Origin of the sequence: Burkholderia sp. BDU5, from assembly GCF_001522845.1 — a bacterium.
In the GTDB taxonomy this organism is placed as follows: domain Bacteria; phylum Pseudomonadota; class Gammaproteobacteria; order Burkholderiales; family Burkholderiaceae; genus Burkholderia; species Burkholderia mayonis.
The window spans coordinates 25,607-50,026 of sequence record NZ_LOWC01000121.1 but is presented as its reverse complement, the minus strand read 5'-3'; the positions used below and the strand labels follow the sequence as shown (position 1 = coordinate 50,026).

Genomic DNA, 24,420 nt, shown 5'->3' with positions numbered 1-24,420 from the left:
CCGCCGGCGCGCGCCGATTCGTTCGCGGCGGCCGCCAATCGGCGCCGCCGCGCGTGAATATCGATTTTCAGCCGTTTAATTCAACATTTTTAACAAACGGCGCCGCGAAATTGCCTTTTGGTTCGGATCGGCGCGGTGCGACGGCATGCCTATTCGACGTGTAAATGCGCACAGAAGATATGTGGTTTGGCGAACATAGGTGTGTAAGCGTGTATGTTACTTTACGCCAATACATTATTGGATTTAAGGATTGCATATCGTCGGCGCGATGCGTAATCGAATAAATATTCAGCAGGAGGCTGAGGGGACGAATTCTAGACCGATCGACATCGGGCCGTTCGGCGTTGGTGGTGGGCAAAGGCAATCACATGGTGCAAGTTGCATTTCTGTTTCCCGGGCAAGGCGCATTCCATGCGGGCGCGGCGCGGGCGTTGAGCGGCGCGTATCCCGCGGTGCAGCGGGCGATGCAAGCCATCGATGCCGTTTCCGTCCGACGGCTGCGCCGTCCGTTGCTCGCGACGCTGTGGGACGAGCACGTCGGCGTCGAGGATCTCCTGCAATACGCGCCGGATCTGCTGCAACTCGCGATCTATGCGACGTCCATCTCATACTTCGAGGCGCTGCGCGCGCGTGCGGTGCGGCCCGACGTGCTCGTCGGACACAGCTTCGGCGAGATTGCCGCGCTCACGTGCGGCGGCGCGTTCTCGATCGACGAAGGCGCCGACATCGTCTGCGACCGGATCGACGCGCTGCGCGCGGCCGCGCCCGCCGGCGGCCGGATGGCGGCCGTGTCCGCGTCACCCGACGCGGTGCGCGCGCATCTCGCCGCATGCTTTCGCGGCGCGCCCGAAGAACGCAAGGGGCGCGTGCAGATCGCGGTCGAAAATCATGCGTCACAGACCGTCGTATCGGGCGCGCAAGAATACGTCGATGAATTCTCGGCTTATTGCATTCGAAATAATACATCCGCGCAAGTATTGAATTCGCCTTACGCATTTCATCATGACGATCTGGAAAATGCGCGAATTGAATTCGGGCGACGTCTGAAAGCTTATAGAAATAAAGCGCTCGAATATCCGGTTTATTCACCGATATTGAATCGCTATTACTCGGCAGCCGACGATCTCGGCGCGTGTCTCGCGCGCCATCTCGTATTGCCGGTCCGGTTCGGAGATGGGGTCGCAAGACTGAAAGCCGCGGGTGTCGGCGCGCTCGTCGAGTGCGGTGCGCTGAATGCGCTCAGCAAGATCGCGGTGCGCGCGCTGGGACCCGGCGCCATCAAGACCTTTCCGGGCGCGTCGAGCGTGGGAGGCGAACTCGGCGGCCTGGAGAACGTTCTCGCATATTTCAATGGGGGTAGTGTCATGAACGACGACATTCGCGCAAGCCATCTGCAACTCGATTTCGACGAGTTCTGGCGCGACAGTGGTCCGGGGATCGTCGAGAAGATCAAGGGCGAGCTCAAGCGTTACTTCGACGCGCGGGGGCTGCAGGCGACGCCCGCGCCGCAAATCGTGACCGAACGCGGCGGCGCGGCCGGTTTCGCGCCGGCCGCGCATGCGGCTGCGGCGAGCGTTTCGCCGGCCGCGCAAGCGCCGGCCGCTCCAATCGTGCAAGCACCGGCCGCGCCCGCCGCGGCCCCGACCGCGCACGTGCCGCGCGACCGGCTCTTCACCGAGCTCGTCGCGATCTACGCGGAAGCGATGGAGTATCCGGTCGAAGTGTTCACCGAGACGGTCGAGCTCGAAGCGGAGCTTGGGATCGATTCGGTCAAGCAGACCGAGATCATCCAGCGGATCACCGCCCGCTACGGGCTGCCGCCGCTGCCGGCGAACTTCCGCGCCGGCGACTTCAAGGCGATGGGGCAGATCGTCGACTTCGTCCATGAACACCAGGGCAAGGCGGCGGCGCTCGTCATGAGCTGAGCGCCGCGCACGCACCGCGCGCCACGAGAAAAACGAGAGGAGAGGGCCGGATCAGACGGAGAGTCTCGTCCGAATGTTTGGTAATCCTGACCACTGCGATTTATGTCGAATTCCTATCTGAAGGGGAAACGGGTTCTGGTGACGGGCGGGGCAAAGAACGTCGGCAAGGCGATCTGCCGCCGCTTTGCCGAGGAAGGCGCGCATGTCATCGTCAATTTCTTTCATTCGCTCGACGCGTCGAAAGAGACCGCGGCCGAGCTGCGTGCGCTCGGCGCGACGGTCGACGTCGTGCGCGCGTCGGTTGCGCAGCCGGCGCAGGTCGAGCGGATGTTCGACGAAATCGAAGCGAAATACGGCAAGCTCGACATCCTCGTCAACAACGCGGCGTCCGGTGCGCTGCTGCCCGTCGACGACATCGACGCCGCGCATTTCGACCGCGCGCTCGACACCAATCTGAAAGGCGCGTTCTGGTGCGCGCGCCGCGCCGCGCGGCTGATGGCGCGCGCGGGCGGCGGCGCGATCGTCAACGTGTCGTCGGTCGGCTCGACGCTCGTGACGGCGAACTATCTCGTCGTCGGCACCGCGAAGGCCGCGCTCGAATCGCTGACGCGTTATCTGGCCGGCGAGTATGCGAGCCTCGGGATTCGCGTGAACGGCGCGTCGTCGGCGCTGATCGACGGCGACGTCGCCGCGCAGTTTCCCGATCCCGACAACACGAAGCGCGTGATCAGCGCGGCGACGCCGCTCGGCCGCCTCGCGACGGCCGAGGATCTCGCGGACGTCGTGTTGTTCCTCGCGTCGGATGCCGCGCGCTGGATCACCGGGCAGGTGATCGTCGCGGACGGCGGGCTGTCGCTGTGCAGCGAGACGTTGTCGCCGCGGCGCGAGTGGCGCGCGGCGGCGGATTCCGCCTTGCCGAATGGCGATGTCGCGCCATCGTCGACTGCGTTTCCGAGCCGGGCGAGCGCTGGCGCCGCGCCGGCGACGTCGGCCGCCCTGTATGATGCGGGCCTCGGCGCGCCCGACGCCGAAAGCGCGTCCGAAGACGACGCCGACGAAATCGCCGTCGTCGGCATGGGCGTCGCGCTGCCCGGCGCGAGCGACCCGGAAGCGTTCTGGCAGGCGTTGCTGAACGGCCCCGAGCTGTTCGGCAACGTGCCGCCCGATCGTTGGGAATGCAGATCGTTCTATTCGCCGGATCCGTTAGCGGAGGACAAGAGCTATCAGTCGCGCTCGGTGTTCAACGAGCGCTTCGAGCCCGAGGCCCGCCTGCGCGCCGAGATCGAGGCTGCCGCCGCGCCCGACGAGCTGACGACGCTGTGGCTGCGCCATTCGCTGCGCCAGGCGCTCGACGGCGTTCGCGTTCGCGCGGGCGACCGCACGTCGTTTCTCGCAGGCTACACGGCGGACGGCAGTCAGCACCTCGAAGAAGGGATGGTGCTCGCGGCGATGCGCGCGCGGTTGCGCGACGCGCTCGACGAAGCCGGCGCGTCGCCCGGCGAGCGCGAGCGCCGCATCGCGCAGATCGAGGCGGTGCTGCGCGCGCGCTATACGCGCGGCACGGGCGAGCTGTCCGAATTCTTCCCGCATCGCGTCGGCCTGAACGCGATGCGCGGCGTGCTGCCCGACGACGCCGAATACATGATGGTCGACACCGCGTGCTCGTCGTCGCTCTATTCGGTCGACCTCGGCATCAAGAGTCTGCTCGCCGGCAAGCACGACGTCGTCGCGTGCGGCGGCGCGTTCGCGCTCGCGCCGCGCGGCTCGATCCTGTTCTCGAAGCTGCACGGGCTGTCGAGGAGCGGCGAAGTGCGGCCGTTCGACAAGGCGTGCGACGGCGTGCTGTTCTCCGACGGCGCGGGCGTCGTGATCCTGAAGCGCCTGAAGCGCGCGCTCGCCGACGGCGACCGCGTGCTCGGCGTGCTGAAGGCGTTCGGCTCGTCGTCGGACGGCAAGGGCAAGGCGATCTACGCGCCGAATTCGGCCGGCCAGCGCATCGCGATCGATCGCGCGTACCGGCAGACCGACGTGCCGAAGGACGCGGTCGACTGGGTCGTCGCGCACGCGACGGGCACGCCCGCGGGCGACCTCGCCGAATTCCAGAGCTTGCGCGACACGCTGAAGCGCGACCGGCCGGTGTACGTGACGTCGAACAAGTCGCTCGTCGGCCATACCGGCTGGGCGGCGGGCGTTGTGTCGCTGATCCAGGTGCTGCTCGCGCTCGAGCACGGCCGCATTCCGCCGCAGCATCGCTTCTCCGAGCCGCCGCAGGAGTTCGGCATCGACGCGAGCGGCTTCACGATTCCGACGCGGGCCGTCGACTGGCCGCGCAAGGCCGATGCGGCGCGCGTCGCCGCGGTGTCGGGCTTCGGCTTCGGCGGCACGAACGGCCATCTGATCGTCGGCGAATACCGGCCGGACCTGCGTGCGTCGAAGCCTGCCGCGCGCGTCAATCGCGAGCCGCTCGCGATCGTCGGCTGGTCCGCGAAATTCCCCGGGCTCGACGGCCGCGACGCGATCGCCGCGTGGCTGAACGGCGCGAGCGCCGCGCCCGGCGCGAGCTTCGGTCTCACGTATCCGCTGCCGAGCTTCGATCGCGTGCGGATGCCGCCTGCGGTGCTGCGCGCGCTCGACCGCTGCCAGTTGATGGCGCTCGACGCCGCGCACGACATGCGCGAGCAGTTGAGCGACTACTGGGGCGCGCATGCGAACGCGATCGGCATCGTGATGGGCCACATGGGGCCGACGCGCAACGCCGCGCTGTACGCGAGCCGCTGCTATCTCGACGACATCGCGACCGCCGTGCGCGCGAGCGTCGACGATGCGTCGCGCCCGGCGCTCGACGATGCGCTTGCGCGCGTCGCCGAAAAAACGAAGCGCCTCGTGCCGCCGACGACCGAAAATGCGTTCCCCGGCATGATGCCGAACGTGATTCCCGCGCGCGTCGCGAACTATCACGATCTGCACGGGATGAACATGACGGTCGACGCCGGGCACGCGTCGACGCTTGCCGCGTTCGAAGTCGCGTCGCGCTTCCTGAGAAGCGGCGAGCTCGACATGGTGATCGTCGGCGGCATCAACGGCAACTCGGCCGACGAAGTGCAGCCCGCGTTCGATCGGCCGCTCGCCGAAGGGATCGTGCTGTTCGCGGTGACGACGAAGGCGCAGGCCGACGCGGCCGGGCTGCCGGTGCTTGCGTGGGTCGAGAGCGACCGCGCGTTCGCGGACGTTTCCGCGCCGCAATGCGCGCTGCGCGATGCCGACGGCCGCGAAGTCACGTACGCCGGCGCCGACGGCGCGCTCGCCGTGCTGCGCGCGCTCGTCGGCGGTGAGGACGCCGCGTCGGTCGCGTTGGGCAACGATCGCGATCGGGTGCGCTTCGGCTTGCGCGTCGATCGCAACGCGCCGCCGGTCGGCGACGATAGCACGCGCACGCACGCCGTTTCGGATGCGCCCGGCGTGGATGCGCCCGGCGTGTCCTCGGCGGCTCCGGCAGCTTCGGCAGCTCCGGCAGCTCCGGCAGCTCCGGCAGCTCCGGCAGCTCCGGCAGCTCCGGCAGCTCCATCGGCTCCCGTTTCTTCTCACTTTTCGATATCGTCGTCGACGCCCGTTGCGGCTTCGGCATCGACGGTGCATGCCGTCGCGCCGCTCGCGCCGCTCGCGCCGACCGTGAGAACGGAGTCGACGGCACCCGTTGCGCCGCCCGTTGCCGCCGCTTCGACCGAGAAGCGCGTGCCGATCCCCGCGACGCTGAAAGCGACCGACGTCGCCGCCGACGGCGAGCCGCTTGGCGTCGCCCGCTATCGGATCGATTTGCAGGAAACGCCGTGGCATGCCGGCGCGGGCGCGATCGCGTATCTGCCCGCGGGCAGCGTCGTCGTGACCGACGCGCCCGAGCTGCTCGACGGCATCGGCATGCTGCCCGCCGATCTGCTCGTGCTGTCCACTCGCGCGACGACGTTCTCGCGCGCGCGGCTCGCCGTCGTCGATACGCTGGGCGAAGCCGCGCTGCGAGGGCTGATTCCCGCGGGCACGCGCCACGTGCGGCTGCTGACGTCGCTGCACACGAGCGTGCTCGCGCCGGATCGTTTGTCCGCACCGTCGCCCGGGCTGCTGAAGCTGCACGACCTCGCGTTCCTCGCGCTCAAGCAGTGCTACGACGGCGTCGCGCAACAGGGCTCGTTCATCGCGCTGCTGCTCGACGCTGTGAAGGAAGACGTGCTGCATCCGGATGCGGGGATGTTCACGGGCCTCGTGAAGGCGCTCGCGATCGAGCTGCCGAATGCGCGCTCGCTCGCCGTGCTGACGGACGACGCGGACATCCGGCAAGGCATCGCACAGGCCGAGCGCGAGAGCGGCGCGCAGCATCTGCTGCCCGTCGTCGCGCTATGCGGCGGCCGGCGTCTGACGCCGCGCGTGACGCGCGACGCGGGCGAGCTGCCCGCCGACGGTTTCGCGCGGCTCGATCCCGATTCGGTCGTCGTCGCATTCGGCGGCGCGCGCGGGATCACGGCCGAGCTGATGAAAGCGGTCGCCGAGCACTTCCAGCCGACGATCTATCTGATCGGCAGAAGCGGGCTCGACGCATACGGCCCCGACGTGTTCGCGGGCAGCGACGAAGCGTTCGCGCGCCGTCGTCCCGACTACATCCGCGAGCAGAAGGCGCTCAATCCGCATCTGCCGGTGCCCGCGATCATCAAGGCATTCGAGCACCAGGTCGACGTGCGCGCCGCGCGCAGCAACATCGACGTGATGAAGTCGTACTGCGGCCCGAACAAGGTGTTCTATTTGCGTGCCGACGTCCTTGACGCGGGCAGCGTGCGCGCGGCGGTCGACAAGATCGTCGCGACGGGCCGGCCGATCGATTTCGTCGTCAACGCGGCGGGCCTGAACGGCCCCGCGGCGATCAACGGGAAGTCGTTCGACGATTTCGTCGCGGTGCGCGACATCAAGATTCGCGGCTACTGGAACGTGCGCGACGCATTCGGCGCCGCGCAACCGCGCGCGTGGTGCAACTTCGGATCGGTCATCGGACTGACGGGCCAGGCGGGCGAAACCGATTACGCATCGGGCAACGATTTCCTCAACACGCAGGCCGCCTACCATCGCGCGGCGCTCGCGCGCGACGAGTTCACGATCGGCTGGGGGCTGTGGCGCTCGGTCGGTCTCGGCGCGAATCCCATCAAGCGCGCGTTTCTCGAGAGGAGCGGGCTCTTCACGAGCATGCGGACCAACGAGGGCATTCATCACTTCCTGCGCGAGCTCAATCTGACCGAGCGCGCGGCGAGTTCCGTGCATCTCGGCGCGGCCGAGCGGCGCGCGATCGAGGCGCGTCTGCCGGCGTTCTTCGAGGCGCCCGAGTCCGCGCCGGCCGCGCGGACGGAACGGTCCGTGCAACCGCGGAGCTACGCACCGAACGTGCAAGCCGCGCCGGGCGCGCGTGCCGGGCAGCCGGCGCAGCGATCATCGCATCCGACGCCGCCGCGCGATCGTATCGCGCCGCCGCCGAGCCACGATTTCTATCTCGGCCGCGAAGTGCGCCGCACGAGCGACAGCGTGACGTTCGAGCGCATCTTCGATCTGCGCACCGATGCATACCTGCAGCACCACGTCGTGAATCGCTTCGCAACGCTGCCCGGCACGTTCGTGCCGGAGCTCGCGGCCGAGGCGGCGATGAAGCTGCTGCCGGGGCTGCGCGTCGTCGGCTTCCGCGATGCCGCGTTCCGCCACTTCCTGCGCGTGTACGACGCGCAGCGGCCGAGCACGAAGCGCATCCACGCGCAGGTCGTCGGCCGCGAGGGCGATGCGGCCGTCGTGCAGGTGCGGATCACGGGGGATGTGCTCGCGCCGAACGGCCAGGTGCTCGTGCAGGACAAGCTGCACTTCGAGATCAAGGCGCTCGTCGCGCCGCGCTACGCGAGCGCGCCCGTCTGGCCCATGCGGCCGGACGAGCCGCGCACGCCCGTCGCCGATCCGTACCACTTCGAATCGGCACCCGTGCGCCTGACGGGCATGTTCGTGTCGACGGCCGATACGGGCGTCACCGCGTCGGGCAAGGTCGCGCGCTACCAACTGAACGTCGCGCCCGGCGACCCGGTTTTTTCGCGCTTCGTCGTCCCGAGCATCATGCTCGACGGCCTCGCGCGCGTCGCGGTGCTGAACTACGTCGCGGGCGATTACATCCCGCTCGCCGCGCCGGTGTCGATCGGCCGGATCGATCTGTACGAAGGCGGCAACGACTGCGAACTCGCACGCCGCTACGACCGGATCGATCTGTACGCGACGCCCCGCGAGTTCGCGCTCGACGGCGCGCACGCCGGCAACCGCTTCGCCGCGGTGCGGTCCGACGGCCGCATGCTGATGGAGATGAGCGGCGTGTCGGGCGTCGTGATCGGCTACGTGCACCGGACGACCGGCGCGTACGCGACGAAGGCCGAGGTCGACGCGCTCGCCGCGCGCCTTGCAACCGAGCGGGAGACGGCATGAGCAAGCACCGCCAGGCGCCGGGGCCGCGCGGCAGCCTCGTGATGGGCAACCTCGCCGCATACAAGCGCAATCCGATTACGATGCTGCTGCGTTTGCACCAGCAATACGGCGACGTTGCGCGCAACCGGCTCGGACCGTTCGTCACGCATGCGCTCGCGCATCCGGACCACGTTCAGTACGTGTTGCAGGAGAACCATCGCAACTACGTGCGCGGGCGTTTCTACGACAACTTCAAGATGTTCTTCGGCGACGGCCTGCTGACGACCGACGGCGAATTCTGGCGCCGCCACCGACGCGCGGTGCAGCCGCTCTTTCACAAGAAGCAGGTCGACGCGCACACGGCCGCGGTCGGCGACGCGGCGCTCGCGCTCGCGCATCGCTGGAGCGCGCTGCCGCCCGGCAAGTCGATCGACGTCGTCGAGGAGATGATGCACCTGAGCCTGCGGATGCTCGGGCTGATGGTGTTCAACACCGACGTGTCGACGCATGCGGAGGCTGTGGGGCCGGCGGTGCGCTTCGGGATCGAAGCGATGATGCCGCAGGGCAACATGAACGACTTCATCCCGCGCTGGGCGCCGACGCGCTTCAATCGCCGGATCGCGCACGCGCGCCGCGCGATCGACACGATCATCGCGAAGATCATCGCCGATCACCGCGACGAACGCTGCGAGCCGAGCGACGTGATTTCGCTGCTGCTGAATGCCCGCGATCCCGACACCGGCGCGCCGATGACGCAGCAGGAAGTGCATGACGAAGTGATGACCGTGTTCCTCGCGGGCCATGAGACGACGGGCGCGGGCCTCGCGTGGGCGCTGTATGCGCTGGCGCAGCATCCGGCGGTGCTGCGCCAGCTACGCGACGAGCTCGACGCGCGCCTCGGCGGGCGCGCGCCGACCGTGCAGGACTTCGAACAATTGCCGTATCTGTCGCAGGTCGTCGACGAGGTGCTGCGCGTCTATCCGCCGATCTGGGGCTTCACGCGCGATCTCGTCGAAGACGACGAGATCGGCGGCTATCGGATTCCGGCGCGCTCGTCGGTGTTCATGTCGCCGTACGTCACGCATCGTCATCCGGCGTTCTGGCGGAATCCGGACGCGTTCGATCCGGAGAACTTCGCGAGCGAGGCGGCAGCTCGCCATCGCTTCGTCTATTTCCCGTTCGGCGGCGGGATGCGCAAGTGCATCGGCTTCCAGACCGCGCTGTTGCAGATGCGCGTGCTCGTCGCGGTGGTCGCGCAGCATTTCGATCTGAACGCGCTGCCCGGCCATCCGATCGAACTCGGCGCGACGATCTCGCTGCGGCCGGTGCACGGCATCCGTCTGGTCGTGAAGCCGCGCGAGCGTCAGCAGAGTCATCTCGCGCGCGTGCGCGAGCACGAGGCTGCACGTGCGCTGCGGCCGCTCGGCGATACGGTCGAGCCGACGGGCGCCGCGTGTCCGATGGCGGCGGCGGGCGAGATCGGCGCGAGCGCGGCGGCGGGGGCAGCGGCGGAATCGGCGCAAGCGCTCGATGTCGCGCATGCGAGCGGCCCGGCCGTGGCCGACGAGCGTGCGGCGAACCGGCAACACGCCGACGCCGCGAGGCTGTCGCTCGCGACGCCGAGCACAGCGGCGCCGCGTGATGCAGCCGCTGACGCGAGCGCCCGCGGCGTGCCCGCATGGCGCTTCACGTGGCGGCCGGCCCCCGTCGATCCGGTTCCCGATGCGCCGTCGCCCGCGTTGAGCGGCAAGCGAATCGCGCTCGTCAACGGGCGCGGCGGCACGGTCGAGCGCATCACGGCCGCGCTCGCGCGGACGTGCACGAAGGTGTCGGTGTTCGCGCCCGCAGTGAACGCCGATTACGCGGAGGCCGCGCGGACGTTCGTCAACGAAGCGGGCCCGTTCGACGGCATCGTCGATCTCGGGCTCGAAGCGCCGTTCACGCTCGACGACGCGAGCGCATGGGAAGCGCCGATGCGCCGCACGGTCGAGCTGCTGAAGGCGTGCTATGGCGACTGGGCGGCGGAGGACGATACGTCGCGGCTCTTCTACGTCGCGCTCACGTGGATGGACGGAATGATGGGTTACGGCGACGCCGCCGCCGGCGCGCAGCCGCTCGGCGGCCTGTGGGCGGGACTCGCAAAGACGCTGCCGCAGGAGCTGCCGAACTGCAACGTGCGCGTGCTCGACATCGCGCCCGACGAGACGGGCCGCGTCGACCGGCTCGTCGTCAACGAGCTCTATCGTTGGGGCTTCTTCGAGGTCGGCTACCGGCAGGGCGTGCGCTACACGCTGCACGCGCGGCGCAATGAACTGCCGCCGCTTGCCGTGGACGCGCGCGCTTCGCTCGCGCCGGGCGACACCGTGCTGTTCTCGGGCGGCGCGCGCGGAATCGGCCTGTTGTGCGCGCGTGCGCTCGCCGAGCGTCACGGCTGCACGGTGATCGTCACGGGACGCGAGGCGTCGCCTGACGGCAGCGAGCCGTGGATGGCGCTCGACGACGAAGGCTTCAAGCGATACGGCCTCGAGCAACTGCGCGCGGCGACGCCCGACAATCCGCCGAAGGCGATTCGCGCGATGCTGCAGCGGCTCAAGCGGCGGCGCGAGTTGAAGGCGGCGCTCGACGAGATGGCCGCGCTCGATTTGCCGGTTCGTTATCGGGTCTGCGACGTGACCGATCGCGCGGCCGTGCGCGCGCTGTGCGACGAGCTCGGCGATTCGCTGCGGATGGTGATCCACAACGCGGGCGTCGACCAACCGGTGCGCCTGATCCAGAAGGGCGCCGACGACTTCGCGCGCACGGTCCGCACGAAGGTGCTCGGCTTCGCGAATCTGTGCGATGCCGTCCGCACCCGGCCGCGGCTCGTGCAGTTCTGCAACGTCGGCTCGTTGACGGGCCGCTGGGGCGGAATGACGGGCGAGACCGACTACGCGGCCGCGAACGAAGGGCTCGCGCGCCTCGGTCTCTGGGCGGCGAAGCATGCGCTTCCGCCCGCGTGCGGCGTGAAGACGCTCGTGTGGCCGACATGGGAAGGCGTCGGAATGATCACGAACTTCGCAGTCACGCAGCGCTACATCACGCCGATGAACGTCGACGAGGGCGTGCGGCATTGGCTGCGCGAGCTCGCGTCGCCGGGCAGCGGCGAAGTGATGTTCATGGGCGCGGTCGGTCGCGCGCCGACGCCCGTGCAGATCAAGGGCTTCCTGCCGATTCGCGAGCTGCCGAACATCGGCGAGCTCGTCACGCGCCGGCATCACGTCGGCGAGCCGCTGCGCTTTCGGCCGTTCAAGCGCTTCGAAGGCCGCTATGCGATCGATCCGGCCGTCGCGCCATACGCGCACGCGTTCCGCTTCAACGGCCGGGCGGTGCTTCCCGCATCGCTCGTGCTCGAGCATGCGTGCGCGGTCGGCGACTGGGTGATGCCGCCGACGGGCGAGCCGCGCGACCTGAGCGAGATGACGAACGTCGTGCTGCGCCTCGACGCGCTGCCCGACGTGTCGAACGGCGGCGCGCCCGTCGAGATCGGCAGCGAGGCGGCCGGCTACATGATCGGCGATGCCTGGTGCGTCGACGTGCGCTGCAGCGACGCGCGCACGCAAGCCGAGCTGCTCAGCATGACGCTCGTCTACCGGACGGAGCCTGAGCAGATCGGCGCCGCGTATGCGCGGCCGCCCGACGCGACGCTCGAACCATCGAGGCTGACGAGCGCGCCGCACGCCGCGTGGAACGGCGATCTGCTGCCGGCGGGTGACTGGAGCGTGCCCGACGACGCGTCGGCCGGCATCGTGCGGATCGGCCGCGTGCCGCCCGCCGCGGTGCTGAGCTTGTGGACGCTGCCGTTTCCGCTCGAGCTGCGCCTGCCCGTCAATCACGTCGAGCACGTGCTGCGCGTCCTGCTCGCCGAATGGGGTGCGGCGCAATCCGACGCGCCCGCCGTCTGGCGGATCGGCGGCGCGAAGCTCGCACGGCTGCCGGCATCGTCGGCCGACGGCGTCGTCGAGTATGCGACCGGCCGCTTCGCGATGATCGACGCGCGCGGCTACGTGCTGCTGCGCCTCGACGACACGCGCGTCGACGCCGCGCAGGCGACACAGCCTGAAGCGGGCGCGCTTGCTGACCCGCTGACGGCATGACACGCGACCGCACAAGTGAGAGAACGACAACGATGACAACGACGAAAGCGACAACGGAACCGACAGCGGCGACGGCAGCGTCGGCGAATCGGGATTGCAGCAACCGCTACTGCATCATCGGCGGCGGCGCGGCCGGCATTGCGACGGCGAAGAACCTGCGCGAGCATGGCATCGCATTCGATCTGATCGAACGCGAAGACGGCATCGGCGGCACGTGGTACTACGGCAAGCCGTGCAGCGCGATCTACAAGTCGGTGCACATGATCAGCTCGCGCGCGTTCTCCGAATACACGGACTACCCGATGCCCGCCGATTATCCGACGTACGCGCGCGGCGATCAGGCGCTCGCTTACCTGCGCGACTACGCGCGCCGCTTCGGCGTCTACGAGCACGCGGAGTTCAACCGGACCGTGCTCGAAGTCGCGCCGCTCGCGGACGGCGGGCTGTGGCGCGTTGAACTCGACGGCCACGAGGTGCGCCACTACAAGGGCGTGTTCGTCTGCAACGGCCATCTGTCGAAGCCGCAGGTGCCCGACTATCCGGGTCGCTTCGACGGGCTGCAACTGCATTCGGCGCTGTACAAGACGCCCGATGTGCTGAAGGACAAGCGGGTGCTCGTCGTCGGCGCGGGCAATTCGGGCTGCGACATCGCGGTCGAGGCGGTCCATCACGCGCGCGCGGTGTTCCATAGCACGCGGCGCGGCTACTACTACTGGCCGAAATTTCTATTCGGGATTCCTGCCGATCGCTGGGCCGAGTGGCCGTTGAAGCTGCGCCTGCCGCTGTGGGCGCGGCGCTTCTTCGGCGTGCGGCTCCTGCGCCTGACGACGGCCGGCCAGCCGGAAGACTACGGGCTGCCGAAGCCGGACCACAAGCTGTTCGAAGCGCACTTCATCATCAACTCGACGCTGTTCTATCACCTCGGACACGGCGATCTCGTCGCGAAGCCGGACGTCGTCGAGCTGAAGAGCGACCGCGTCGCGTTCTCGGACGGCAGCGAAGAGCAGATCGACGCGATCGTCTACGCAACGGGCTTCCAGCTCAGCTTTCCGTTTCTCGACCCGTCGTATCTGCAATGGGACAAGATGCAGCCGCGCTTGTATCTGAACATCTTCGATCAGGCGCATCCGAACCTGTTCTTCATCGGCCTGTTTCAGACGTCGACCGGCAACTGGCCGCTGATGGACTATCAGGCGCAACTCGTCGCGCGCTATCTGCGCGCGCGCGACGCGGCGCCGCGCAAGGCCGCGCGGATCGATCGGCTGATCCGGCGAGACCGCTCGAACTGGAACGGCGGGATTCATTTCAGCGACACGCAGCGGCACGTGATCGAAGTCGAGCATTTCGCTTACCGGCTGCAACTGAAGCGGCTGATTCGCGCGCTGCCCGATTCGCGCGTGGCGGCGCGGCAGGGGCGGCCCGTGGCCGTCGCGACCGCGGCGCCGGCGTCCGCCACGCCCGCCACGCCTTCCGCCGTGCGCGTGCAAGCGGGAGAGGCGTGATGACGATCGTCTCCGTCGATAGCATCAGCAAGACCTATCTGCTCGGCAGCGTGAAAGTGACCGGCCTGGCTGGCGTGTCGGTCGACATCGACGCGAACCGCTTCACCGTGTTGAGCGGCCCGTCCGGCAGCGGCAAGACGACGCTGCTCAACATGATCGGCTGCATCGATCGGCCCGACGCGGGGCGTGTCGTCGTCGCCGGGCAGGACACCGCGACATTGTCCGACGACGCGCTGTCCGACTTTCGCGCGCGACAGGTTGGCCACGTGTTCCAGTCGTTCAACCTGCTGCCCGTGTTGTCCGCGTACGAGAACGTCGAATATCCGCTGCTGATGGCGCGCACGCCCGCGCGCGAACGCGCGTCGCGCGTCGCGTATCTGCTCGACGCGGTTGGCCTGAACGGCAAGGACGCGCACCGGCCGAGCCAGTTGTCGGGCGGCCAGCGGCAGCGCGTCGCGATCGCGCGCGCGCTTGCGGCGGGGCCGTCGCTCGTGCTCGCCGACGAGCCGACCGCGAACCTCGACAGCGTCACGGGCCAGGCGATCATCGCGCTGATGCACCGGATGCAGCGCGAGAGCGGCGTGTCGTTCATCGTGTCGTCGCACGATCCGCAGGTGCTGGATGCAGCCGACGACGTCGTGCAGATCCGCGACGGCCGCATCGTCGATCGTCGCCGCATCGCGCAGGAGGCGTAAAGCTGATGCATACCTTCATGTTGGCGCTGCGCAACCTGCAGCGGAACCGGCGGCGCTCGATCACGACGTTGCTCGCGATGATCGCCGGCGTTTGCGCGGTCCTGCTGTTCGGCGGCTTCAGCAAGGACATCACGTTCGGATTGCAGACCGATTTCGTGCGGCGCAGCGGGCACTTGCAGATTCAGCGGCACGGCTATTACCAGTACGGCAGCGGCAATCCGGTCGCGTACGGGATCGGCGGCTATGAGCGTCTGATCGCGCAGCTGCGCGATGATCCGGTGCTCGCGACGATGATCGCGGTGATCACGCCGACGCTGCAGTTCGGCGGGATCGCCGGCAACTTCGAAGCGGGCGTGTCGCGCACGGTGCTCGCGCAGGGTGCGATCGCTGACGAGCAGAACCGGATGCAGCAGTGGAACGACTATGGCTTCCCGCTGGCGCCGAAGCCGTATCCGCTCGTCGGCACCGTGCCCGATGCGGCGCTCGTCGGGCACGGCGTCGCGCGCGTGCTGCATCTGTGCGCGCCGCTGCACGTGCCCGACTGCAGCGATGGCGACAACTTGAAGGAGGCGGCGAGCGCGGCGTCCGGCGCATCCGCAGCCGATGCGCCCGCGGACGTGATCGCGCTCGCGGCGGCCGAAGCGGACGCGCAAAAGAGTGAGGGCAACGGCGAGCGCGCCAGCGCGACGCACATCGAGGTGCTCGCGGCGAACGCGTACGGCGCGCCGAACGTCGGCGGCTTCACGGTCGTCAAGGCCGAGCAGCAAGGCGTGAAGGAGCTCGACGACGTCTATCTCGCGATGCACCTGCCGCGCGCGCAGCGGCTCGTCTATGGCGGCGACGCACCACGCGTGACGGCGATCGAGATCCAGCTCGCGCACACCACGCAACTGCCCGCCGCACGCGCACGGATCGACCAGTTGTTCGGCGGCCGCTTCGAAGGCCAGCCGCTCGACGTGCTCGACTTCGCCGCACTGAATCCGTTTTATGACCAGACGAACCGGATGTTCTCGATGATCTTCGGCTTCGTGTTCGTGCTGATCGGCGCGATCGTGCTGTTCGTCGTCAGCAACACGATGAGCACCGCGATCCTCGAGCGGACCGTCGAGATCGGCACGCTGCGCTCGATGGGCGTGCGCCGCAGCGGCATCCAGGCGCTGTTCGTCTGCGAAGGCGCGCTGCTTGGCCTCGTCGGCGCGTCGATCGGCGTGCTCGTCGCGCTCGGGCTCGCGTTCGCGGTCAATCACAGCGGGCTCGCGTGGACGCCGCCCGCGCGGATCGACTCGGTCGCGCTGACGGTGCGCGTCTGGGGCGAATGGCGGCTGATCGCACTGACGTTCGTCGGGCTCGCGTTCGTCGCCGGGCTGTCCGCGTGGCTGCCCGCGCGCCACGCGGCGCGGCTGTCGATCGTCGACGCGCTGCGCTACGTATGAGCGGCGGCAATTTTCAGTTTGAATAACGAAAGATCGAATCGATCGGGAGGTGGAGCGTGCGTCGCTTGTTTCGTACATGGTGGATCGGCTTGAGTCTCGGCGCGGCTGTGCTCGCGCACGCGCAGACGCCGCCCGATCCGCAGAAGCTGCTTGCGGAGAGCGACGCGATCCGGACGCCGACGAAGTCGTTCGTGCTGACCGCGACGCTGACCGAATACCGCTCCGGCAAGCAGGTCGACGGCAACACGCTGTCGATCTATTCGAAGCCCGACGCGCCGGGCGGCGCGTTCCGCACGCTGGTGCGCTTCGTCTCGCCCGCGCGCGACAAGGGCAAGCTGATGCTGAAGAACGGCAACGACCTGTGGTTTTACGATCCGGCGAACCAGGCGAGCATCCGCATTTCGCCGGACCAGCGTCTGCTCGGGCAGGCGGCGAACGGCGACGTCGTCACCGTCAATCTCGCGCACGACTATCAGGCGGAGCTGAAAGGCGCCGAGGACGTGATGGACGGCGATCGGCAGACGCGGCATTGCTACAAGCTGTCGCTGACGGGCAAGGCCCAGGGCCTCACGTACCATCGGATCGAGATGTGGCTCGACGCGTCGAACAGCCGGCCGGTCAAGGCGAAGTTCTATTCCGAAAGCGATCGGCTGCTGAAGAGCGCGTTCTATCGGCGCTATACGACGGAACTCGGCGTCGAGCGTCCGACCGAAACCGTGATCATCGATGGCCTTGACTCGAACTGGGTGACTGTGATGCGTTTTTCCGGATACGCGTGGCGCGATATTCCGGACGCATGGCTGCAACGCGATTATCTGGCCCGCTTTCAGGCGCAATGACGCGCAGATCGTTGGCGGTCCTGATTTGCGCGGTCGCGGCGGTCGCGTCGGCGGCGATGCCGGCGTGCGCCGCGGCCGCCGGCGACGCGGACGCGGCGAACGACGCGACGAACGCGGCGCTCGATCTCGCGGACGCGACGCCTGTCGCCGCGCCGGAAACGGCGCGGCCGTGGAAGTTCAGCGTGCAGGACGCAGTGCGTTGGAGCGACGATCGCGATGCTGCTTCATCGTGGCGTAATCAGTTATCGATCGAATGCCAGTTCGAGCAGGCATTGACGCCGACACTGAGCGTGAACTTCGCGATGCGGTTCGACCGTTTCGATCCGCTGTCGTCCGGCGCGGCGTCGCACCGCGACGTGATGCTCGTGAAGGAGGCGTATGCAAGCTGGAAGCCGTCGCCGTTGCTGGCGATCGATGCGGGCCGGATCAACGAGCGCATCGGCGCGGCGATCGGCTACAACCCGACCGATTTCTTCAAGGCGGGCGCTGTGAGCGTGGACGTGCCGCCCGATCCGGACAGCCGGCACACGAACCGGCTCGGCAGCGTCGGCGTGCGCGCGCAGCGCGTGTGGGACTCGGGCTCGATCGCGCTGATGCTGTCGCCGCGGCTCGCGAGCCGCAGCGAGCCGGGCGATCCGCGCGCGTCGTCGGACCTGCAGCGCACGAACGGCGTTGATCGCTGGATGCTCGTCGGCAGTCAGCGGATCACGCCGGCGATCCAGCCGCAATGGGTGCTGTATGGCGAGAGCGGACAGTCGCCGCAGTTCGGGCAGAATCTGAGCGTGCTGCTCGGCAATGCGGTCGTCGCGTACGCGGAATGGACGGGCGGCTGGCGGCCGTCGCTGATCGGCGCGGCGACGGGGGGCGGCAACCGGGATCGTGCGTTCCGCACGCGCTCGGCGGTTGGCTTCACGTGGACGCTGCCGGTCGACCTGTCGTTGACGGCGGAGCTGCAGAGCAACAGCGGCGGCGCGTCCGCATCGCAGTGGCGCGCGCTGCAAGCGAGCGATCCGTATGCGTGGGGCCGCGCGGTGCGCACGTCGATCGCCGCGCAGGAACTGCCGTCGCGGCATGGGCTGTTCCTGATGGCCGCGTGGCGCAACGTGTTCATGCGCCGCCTCGATCTGACGGGCTTCGCGCAGCTCGATCTCGGCGCGGGGCAGCAGTACTGGGTGGAACTGCGGCGCCGCTTCGACAAGTTCGACGTCGCCGTGCAGTTCCTGCGGCAGACGGGACCGTCGTGGAGCCGCTTCGGCGCGATGCCGGAAGCGAGCAGCGTTCAGGTCCTGGGCATTTTTTATCAATAAGACGTCGTCAATCGTCCAATAACGAGGGCCACCATACGATGAGCAAACGCATTCTGCAAATCGCCACCGCGATTCTCGCGGCCGTGCCGGTCGTCACTGGCGCGCTCGGCATGATGGGCATCCACGATCCGCTGTATGCGTCGCTCGGCGTCACGCTGCCGGCCGATGCGACGCTCGACAGCAATCTGCGCTTCTACGCGGGCGTCTGGTTCGGGCTTGGGCTCGGCGCGTTTTACACGATCCCGAACATCGAGCGCAACGGCGTGCTGTTCCGTGCGCTGTGGACGATGATCTTCGTCGGCGGAATCGGCCGGCTGATCTCGCTCGTGTCGCTCGGCGCACCGTTTCCGCCGTTCATTGGCTTTACCGTACTCGAGATCGTCGGTGCGCCGCTGTTCGTCTGGTGGCAGGCTCGCGTCGCGGAGACGGCGGGCTGACGGACGAGGTGGGGCAGGAAGCGCGGCCGATCCAGCTGGCGCGCGTTTGAAACACTTAGGTTGACTGACAAATGATGGTGGAAGAATTGCCGCACGCGACGTTGCACGACGACATGGCGGCGCTGCGGTTCAGCGTCGCGAGGCCGTCGGCTGCGCTGACGGAGCGGTTGATGCGAGGCGAGGTGCACGTGTGGCGTGCACGCGCCGACGAGGCGGGATCGTATCTGAAGCGCGATTGCCTGTCGCTCAGCGAGCACGAGCGCGCCGCGCGGCTCAAATACGGCGCGCATCGCGAGCTGTTCGTGTTCTCGCGCGCGATGTTGCGGGTCGTGCTCGGCGAATACCTGAGCGTCGATCCGGCGCGGCTCGTGTTCGACGTCGAGCCGGGCGGCAAGCCGGTGCTGTTCGGCCGCGATCTCGAATTCAGCGTGAGCCACGGGAGCGGCGCGGTGCTGATGGCGATCGCGAAGCAGCGGGTCGGTTGCGATCTCGAATCGCTCGATCGAAAGATCGACGTCGATGCGCTCGCGGCCGCCAGCCTTGGCGAACGCGAGCGTGACCTGTTCGCGCAAACGCCGGCCTGCGCGCGCCAGCGGCTGCTGCTGCAGCTTTGGACGCGCAAGGAGGCGCTGCTGAAGGCGCACGGCACGGGCCTGCGGCGCGATCCGCGCGAGCTGGAGATGCCGTGGCCCGCGCTGCCCGCCGCGCGTGACGAATGCGCGAGCGACGGCGTGCGCTGGGCGGTCGCCGACGTCGCGCTCGGCGCGGCATGGCGCGCCGCGGTCGCGATGGAGAATCGCGGCGCCGACGTGCACGGATTCTGTTTGGGGTGGTGAGCTGCCGCCCGGCGCCGCGACTGCGGCGAACAGGCGTGCGGCATCGTTCGAGTATGGCTTGAAACAGGGGATATCAACAATGAATTCGATGTTCGAATGTGTCGCCGCGGCGGCGCGCGTCGCGAGGAAAAAACTGGGGAGAGCGTGGGCGGCCGGGATCGTCGCCGCGTTTTGCGCGGTCGCCGCGCCGCCGGCGGTACATGCGGACACCGCAGCGGGCGCGGTCGACGACTACGCGGCGACGCGCTATCCGATCATCCTCGTCCATGGCCTCACGGGCACCGACGACTACTTCGGAATCCTGCCGTACTGGTACGGCATGCAGTCCGATCTGCAGCAGCACGGCGCGACCGTGTTCATCGCCGATCTATCGGGATTCCAGAGCGACCTCGGCCCGAACGGGCGCGGCGAGCAGCTGCTCGCGTACGTGAAGCAAGTGCTCGCCGTCACCGGCGCGCAGAAGGTCAACCTGATCGGCCACAGCCAGGGCGGACTGTCGTCGCGCTACGTCGCGGCGGTCGCGCCGGATCTCGTCGCGTCGGTGACGACGATCGCGACGCCGCATCGCGGCTCGCAGTTCGCCGACTTCGTGCTCGGCGCGCTGAAGCTCGATCCGACCGGCCTGTCGACGCCGATCTTCGGCGAGCTGCTGAACATTTTCGGGATCCTGACGAGCCACGCGCACAACACGAATCAGGATGCGATCGCCGCGCTGAACGCGCTCAGCACACCGTACGCGACGCAGTTCAACGACCAGTTCCCGAGCGCGGGCCTGGGCGCGCCGGGCGCGTGCGCGCCGGGTGCGCCGAGCGAGACGGTCGCCGGGAACGTGCACTTGCTGTATTCGTGGAGCGGCAGCGCGTACCAGCCGATCACGGTGTTCGGCCTCACGACGGGCGCCGTCGACAAGAGCACGATCCCGGTCGTCGATCCGGCGAACGTGCTCGATCCGTCGACGCTCGTGTTCCTGACGGCCGGCAACATCATGGCGCTCAAGCAGGCGGGGCCGAACGACGGCTTCACGTCGACCTGCAGTTCGCTGTACGGAACAGTGATTTCGACCGACTACAAGTGGAACCACTTCGACGAGATCAACCAGTTGCTCGGCATCCGCGGCGCGTACGCGGCCGATCCGGTCGCGGTGCTGCGCACGCATGCGAACCGCTTGAAAATGCAGGGTGTTTGAAAGAAGGTTGAGCGGCGGCGCGCCGCGCATCGTATGATTATCCCGCGCTTGCGCGGCCGCTTGCGCGGGCGGCCGCGCACGTGCATTCAAGCAAACGCGTCATATGTAACGCGACGAGCAGACGAATGCGCGCAAGACGGCCAGTTTACGCAAGACTTCCGCAAGGAACAGCGGGACAGGCCACGCTTCGAGCATCTGGCGGCGAACCGGCAACGGGTCGCCGCCGGTTTGTTTCCGGCGTTCGCGCGCGCCGGGGGAATACGAAACCGTCGCGACGAAGCGGCGCGGTGGCGGGGCAGAGGCAAGGTGGATGATGAACGGGACTTCCAGCATGCGCGAACGCGCGCTCGGCTTGAATGACGGGAGTGGCCAGACGGCCGAACTGAGGCCGGCGCTCGACGTATGGCCGATCCTGCTGATGGTGTCGGTGCTCGTGTGCGTTGTGATCGTGAGTCTCACGGTGGTGTCCTTCCTGCGGGTCTACATCGGCGGCGAGAGCACGTGGTCGAAGTCGCAGAAGGACGCGGTCATCTATCTGATCCGCTACGCGGAGACGGGCGACGAGCATGCGTACCAGCTCTACGAGGCCGCGGTCGACAAGCCGTATCGCCTGAGCCTCGCACGCACCGCGCTGCAGCGCAAGCCGCCTGATCGCGTGACCGCGCGCGAGGCGATCATCGCGAGCGGCATCGATCCGACCGACGCGACGGCGGCCGCGTGGCTGCTGCCCGCGCTCAGCTGGGTCGCGAAGATCAACTATGCGCTGCAGTGCTGGATGCAGGCGGACGTCGAGCTGGCGGAATTCCGCAACGTCGCGAGCCAGCTGCACGCGCTCGTCAGCAGCGGCCATCGCGACGATCCGCGCGTGAAGGAGCTCGAGCGTCACGCGTGGGACATCAACGAGCGCGTGTCCGGGCTGCCCGACCGCTTCTCGAAGGCGTTCAGCGACGAGTTCCGCTCGAGCGTCGCGCTGCTGCTCGTCTGCTATTTCGCCGCGTCGATGTTCCTGATGTATCTCGCGCTCGTCTGGGCGCGCAAGGCCGCGCTGCAACGGCTGTCGATCCAGTACGCGCTCGACCGCAGCGAGGCGTTCGCCGAGGCCGCGCTGAGTTCGGTCGCGGAGGCGGTGATCACCGTCGGGCTCGCGAAGAACGTCGACTTCATCAACAACGCGGCCGAACAGCTGCTCGGCTATTCGGCGGCCGCGTGCGTCGGCGCGCCCGTGTCGAGCGTGCTGATGCTGCTCGACAAGGAGACGGGGCTCGCGGTCGACATCGTCGACGAATTCTGGGCGCGCGACGTGCGCACGCCGATCAAGCGCGAAGTGCATCTGTTGCGCCGCGATCATTCGAAGATAGTTGTACAGACAACCATTTCCGAGATGGGCGACCGCGTGCACGGCCACATCGGCTACGTGCTGATCCTGCGCAACATGACGCGCGAGCAGCAGTTCCTCGAAAGCCTCGCCTGGCAGGCGACGCACGACGTGCTGACGGGTCTCGTGAACCGCGTCGAGTTCGAGCGCCGTCTCGAACTCGCGCTCGTCGACGCGACGTCCGGCAAGGATCGCACGGACTCGATGTTGCTGATGCTCGATCTCGATCGCTTCAAGGAGATCAACGATACGTGCGGCCACGCGGCGGGCGACGCGATGCTGCGCGAAGTCACGCAGCGCTTCCAGAGCTGTCTCGACGACGAGGACGTGCTCGCGCGGCTCGGCGGCGACGAGTTCGGCGTGCTGCTGCCGCACGGCGCGGGCTCGTGGCCGTCGAAGAACAAGGCCGAGCGGCTGCGTCGCAGCCTCGAGGATTTCGTGTTCCTGTGGGAAGGCGAGCGCTTCACGGTCAGCGTCAGCATCGGCGTGCTCGAGCTCTGCAAGGCGCCGCGTAATCTCGAGATGGCCGTCAAGCTCGCCGACATCGCGTGCTACATCGCGAAGGAGCGCGGCCGCAACCGCATCCAGCTCGCGGATCCGAGCGACCTGCAGCAGGCGCGCCACGTCGGCGATGTGCAGTGGAGCCGGCGGATCAAGACCGCGCTCGAAACCGACGGCTTCCGGCTGTTCGTGCAGCCGATCGTCCACACGCGCCCCGACTCGCAGACCCCCGAGCGCGCGGAAGTGCTGCTGCGGATGATAGACGGCGCGGGCCGCGACATCTCGCCCGCCGCGTTCCTGCCTGCCGCCGAGCGCTACGGGCTGATGGGGCTCATCGACCGCTGGGTGATCCGCACGGTGTTCCACAAGCTGAGCGCGCTGCGGACGCGCGAGTACCACGAGTACAACGTGAACCTGTCGGGGGCGTCGATCTCCGACGAGCGCTTTCTCGAATTCGTGATCGCCGAGCTGCTGAGCTCCGGTCTCGAGCCTTCGGTGATCTGCTTCGAGATCACCGAAACGATCGCCGTGAAGAATCTCGAGCTCGCATCGCGCTTCATGAGCGAGCTGCGCACGATCGGTTGTCGCTTCGCGCTGGACGATTTCGGCGCGGGCATGTCGTCGTTCCGCTATCTGCGCAACTTGCCGATCGATTACCTGAAGATCGACGGCGAGTTCGTGTCGAACATGATGTCGGACCGGGTGAGCTACGGCGTCGTCAGCGCGATCAACGAAGTCGCGCACTCGATGTGTTGCAACACCGTCGCAGAGCATGTCGAATCCGACGTCGAGCTCGGCATGCTGCGCGAGCTCGGCATCGACTTCTGCCAGGGATATTTCTTTGCCAAGCCTTCGCCTTGGCGCGAAGGCGGCTATTGACGTGGTTCGATGACTTTATCTAAGGAGAGGAAATTGCATATCCCTTTTGAACGCGACGGCGATTTGATGGATATCGGGAGCTATCCACACTGGCTACAGGACGTGGTCGGCACGGTGCGGGAAGCGCGCGACCGGGTGCGCTTCCACGAAGTCTTCTCGTTGATGCGCGACGGCCGTCTCGCGCCACGGCAACTGGCTGCGTTCTTCGTGAACGGCTGGCCCGTCGTCGAGCAGTTTCCGAAGTACATGTCGATGAACCTGCTGAAGGCGAACGGCACGAGCTCGTCGGGCGACGAGAAGGCGCGCCGCTACCTGATCCGCAACATCCGCGTCGAGCTGAACCACGTCGAGCATTGGGTCAACTGGGCGGAAGCGAGCGGCGTGCCGCGCCGGCAGTTGATCGACGGCGACAGTCCGCCCGCCGCGCTCGCGCTCAGCCACTGGTGCTGGAAGAGCAGCAGCGCGGATGCGCTCGCGGCGAGCATCGCGGCGACCAACTATGCGATCGAAGGCGTGACGGGCGAATGGAGCGCGGACCTGTGCCGCTCGGACGTCTACGAGCGTGGCTTCGCCGAAGGCGTGCGCGGACGCGCGATGCGCTGGCTGAAGCTGCATTCGAGCTACGATGACAAGCATCCGTGGGAAGCGCTCGACATCGTCGCGACGATCCTCGGCCAATCGCCGAGCACCGAGCAGGTGCGCGACGTCGCGGCCGGCATCGAGCGCAGCTTCCGTTATTTCGAGATGAGCCTCTCTTGCTGCCTCGACGCGTGAGCGCCGCGCGTCGTCTGGCGGCGGGCGCCGGAAAGCCCGGCCTGCGACGGCGAGGCGAGCGCGCGTCGCGAGCGGGTCGCGACGGCATGCGTCGATCGGCCGCGCACGCATGTTCGCGCGCGTCGGCGGTGCC

Annotated in this window: 14 protein-coding genes; 13 read left to right on the top strand and 1 reads right to left on the bottom strand. The window is 68.0% G+C overall.

From position 1 onward, the window contains the following. The first annotated feature begins 368 nt into the window (after positions 1–368). The 11 genes from WS69_RS19335 to WS69_RS19285 all read left to right on the top strand — a co-directional run bounded on the left by WS69_RS19335 (position 369) and on the right by WS69_RS19285 (position 20,758). Entirely contained in the window at positions 369–1,925 is a 1,557-nt protein-coding gene (locus WS69_RS19335; protein WP_059472304.1) for an acyltransferase domain-containing protein, read from the top strand. A 102-nt stretch (positions 1,926–2,027) separates the two neighbouring features. Then, a complete protein-coding gene (locus WS69_RS19330; protein ID WP_059472303.1) occupies positions 2,028–8,411 on the top strand; it encodes an SDR family oxidoreductase in 6,384 nt (2,127 codons plus the stop codon). Continuing rightward, positions 8,408–12,523 (top strand): cytochrome P450, encoded by a 4,116-nt coding sequence (locus tag WS69_RS19325; RefSeq protein WP_059472302.1) that lies wholly within the window; start codon positions 8,408–8,410, stop codon positions 12,521–12,523. The genes WS69_RS19330 and WS69_RS19325 overlap by 4 nt, the downstream gene beginning before the upstream one ends. A 32-nt stretch (positions 12,524–12,555) precedes the next feature. Beyond that, entirely contained in the window at positions 12,556–14,025 is a 1,470-nt protein-coding gene (locus WS69_RS19320; protein WP_059472301.1) for a flavin-containing monooxygenase, read from the top strand. Then, complete coding sequence (locus WS69_RS19315) at positions 14,025–14,720, top strand: ABC transporter ATP-binding protein (RefSeq protein WP_059472300.1); 696 nt, start codon at positions 14,025–14,027, stop codon at positions 14,718–14,720. Before WS69_RS19320 ends, WS69_RS19315 begins: the two co-directional genes overlap by 1 nt. A 5-nt stretch (positions 14,721–14,725) precedes the next feature. Beyond that, on the top strand, positions 14,726–16,153 hold the full coding sequence (locus WS69_RS19310; RefSeq protein ID WP_059472299.1) for an ABC transporter permease: 1,428 nt from the start codon (positions 14,726–14,728) through the stop codon (positions 16,151–16,153). Positions 16,154–16,209: 56 nt separating this feature from the next. Continuing rightward, positions 16,210–16,992 carry an outer membrane lipoprotein-sorting protein gene (locus WS69_RS19305; protein ID WP_059472298.1) on the top strand — a complete coding sequence of 261 codons (783 nt, stop codon included), beginning with the start codon at positions 16,210–16,212 and terminating at the stop codon, positions 16,990–16,992. After that, entirely contained in the window at positions 16,989–18,299 is a 1,311-nt protein-coding gene (locus tag WS69_RS19300; protein WP_059472297.1) for a hypothetical protein, read from the top strand. Before WS69_RS19305 ends, WS69_RS19300 begins: the two co-directional genes overlap by 4 nt. Positions 18,300–18,337: 38 nt before the next feature. Continuing rightward, complete coding sequence (locus tag WS69_RS19295; RefSeq protein WP_059472296.1) at positions 18,338–18,736, top strand: DUF4345 domain-containing protein; 399 nt, start codon at positions 18,338–18,340, stop codon at positions 18,734–18,736. Positions 18,737–18,807: 71 nt separating this feature from the next. Then, on the top strand, positions 18,808–19,572 hold the full coding sequence (locus WS69_RS19290; RefSeq protein WP_059472295.1) for a 4'-phosphopantetheinyl transferase family protein: 765 nt from the start codon (positions 18,808–18,810) through the stop codon (positions 19,570–19,572). Positions 19,573–19,651: 79 nt separating this feature from the next. After that, positions 19,652–20,758 carry a triacylglycerol lipase gene (locus WS69_RS19285; protein WP_059472294.1) on the top strand — a complete coding sequence of 369 codons (1,107 nt, stop codon included), beginning with the start codon at positions 19,652–19,654 and terminating at the stop codon, positions 20,756–20,758. Positions 20,759–20,857: 99 nt separating this feature from the next. Here WS69_RS19285 and WS69_RS34910 read toward each other — a convergent pair whose 3' ends face one another. Further along, positions 20,858–21,091 (bottom strand): hypothetical protein, encoded by a 234-nt coding sequence (locus WS69_RS34910; RefSeq protein WP_059472293.1) that lies wholly within the window; start codon positions 21,089–21,091, stop codon positions 20,858–20,860. Here WS69_RS34910 and WS69_RS19275 point away from each other — a divergent pair. Both WS69_RS19275 and WS69_RS19270 read left to right on the top strand, forming a co-directional pair. Continuing rightward, complete coding sequence (locus WS69_RS19275) at positions 21,090–23,513, top strand: putative bifunctional diguanylate cyclase/phosphodiesterase (RefSeq protein WP_059472292.1); 2,424 nt, start codon at positions 21,090–21,092, stop codon at positions 23,511–23,513. The two genes, WS69_RS34910 and WS69_RS19275, sit on opposite strands and share 2 nt — an antisense overlap. Before the next feature lie 33 nt (positions 23,514–23,546). Then, positions 23,547–24,287, top strand: coding sequence for a TenA family transcriptional regulator (locus tag WS69_RS19270; RefSeq protein WP_059472291.1), 741 nt, complete (start codon positions 23,547–23,549; stop codon positions 24,285–24,287). The last annotated feature ends 133 nt before the right edge of the window (positions 24,288–24,420 follow it).

Coding starts and splice junctions, on each gene's coding strand:
- WS69_RS19335 (WP_059472304.1), top strand. CDS start 369: ATGGTGCAAGTTGCATTTCTGTTTCCCGGGCAAGGCGCATTCCATGCG.
- WS69_RS19330 (WP_059472303.1), top strand. CDS start 2,028: ATGTCGAATTCCTATCTGAAGGGGAAACGGGTTCTGGTGACGGGCGGG.
- WS69_RS19325 (WP_059472302.1), top strand. CDS start 8,408: ATGAGCAAGCACCGCCAGGCGCCGGGGCCGCGCGGCAGCCTCGTGATG.
- WS69_RS19320 (WP_059472301.1), top strand. CDS start 12,556: ATGACAACGACGAAAGCGACAACGGAACCGACAGCGGCGACGGCAGCG.
- WS69_RS19315 (WP_059472300.1), top strand. CDS start 14,025: ATGACGATCGTCTCCGTCGATAGCATCAGCAAGACCTATCTGCTCGGC.
- WS69_RS19310 (WP_059472299.1), top strand. CDS start 14,726: ATGCATACCTTCATGTTGGCGCTGCGCAACCTGCAGCGGAACCGGCGG.
- WS69_RS19300 (WP_059472297.1), top strand. CDS start 16,989: ATGACGCGCAGATCGTTGGCGGTCCTGATTTGCGCGGTCGCGGCGGTC.
- WS69_RS19295 (WP_059472296.1), top strand. CDS start 18,338: ATGAGCAAACGCATTCTGCAAATCGCCACCGCGATTCTCGCGGCCGTG.
- WS69_RS19290 (WP_059472295.1), top strand. CDS start 18,808: ATGATGGTGGAAGAATTGCCGCACGCGACGTTGCACGACGACATGGCG.
- WS69_RS19285 (WP_059472294.1), top strand. CDS start 19,652: ATGAATTCGATGTTCGAATGTGTCGCCGCGGCGGCGCGCGTCGCGAGG.
- WS69_RS19275 (WP_059472292.1), top strand. CDS start 21,090: ATGCGCGAACGCGCGCTCGGCTTGAATGACGGGAGTGGCCAGACGGCC.
- WS69_RS34910 (WP_059472293.1), bottom strand. CDS start 21,091: ATGCTGGAAGTCCCGTTCATCATCCACCTTGCCTCTGCCCCGCCACCG.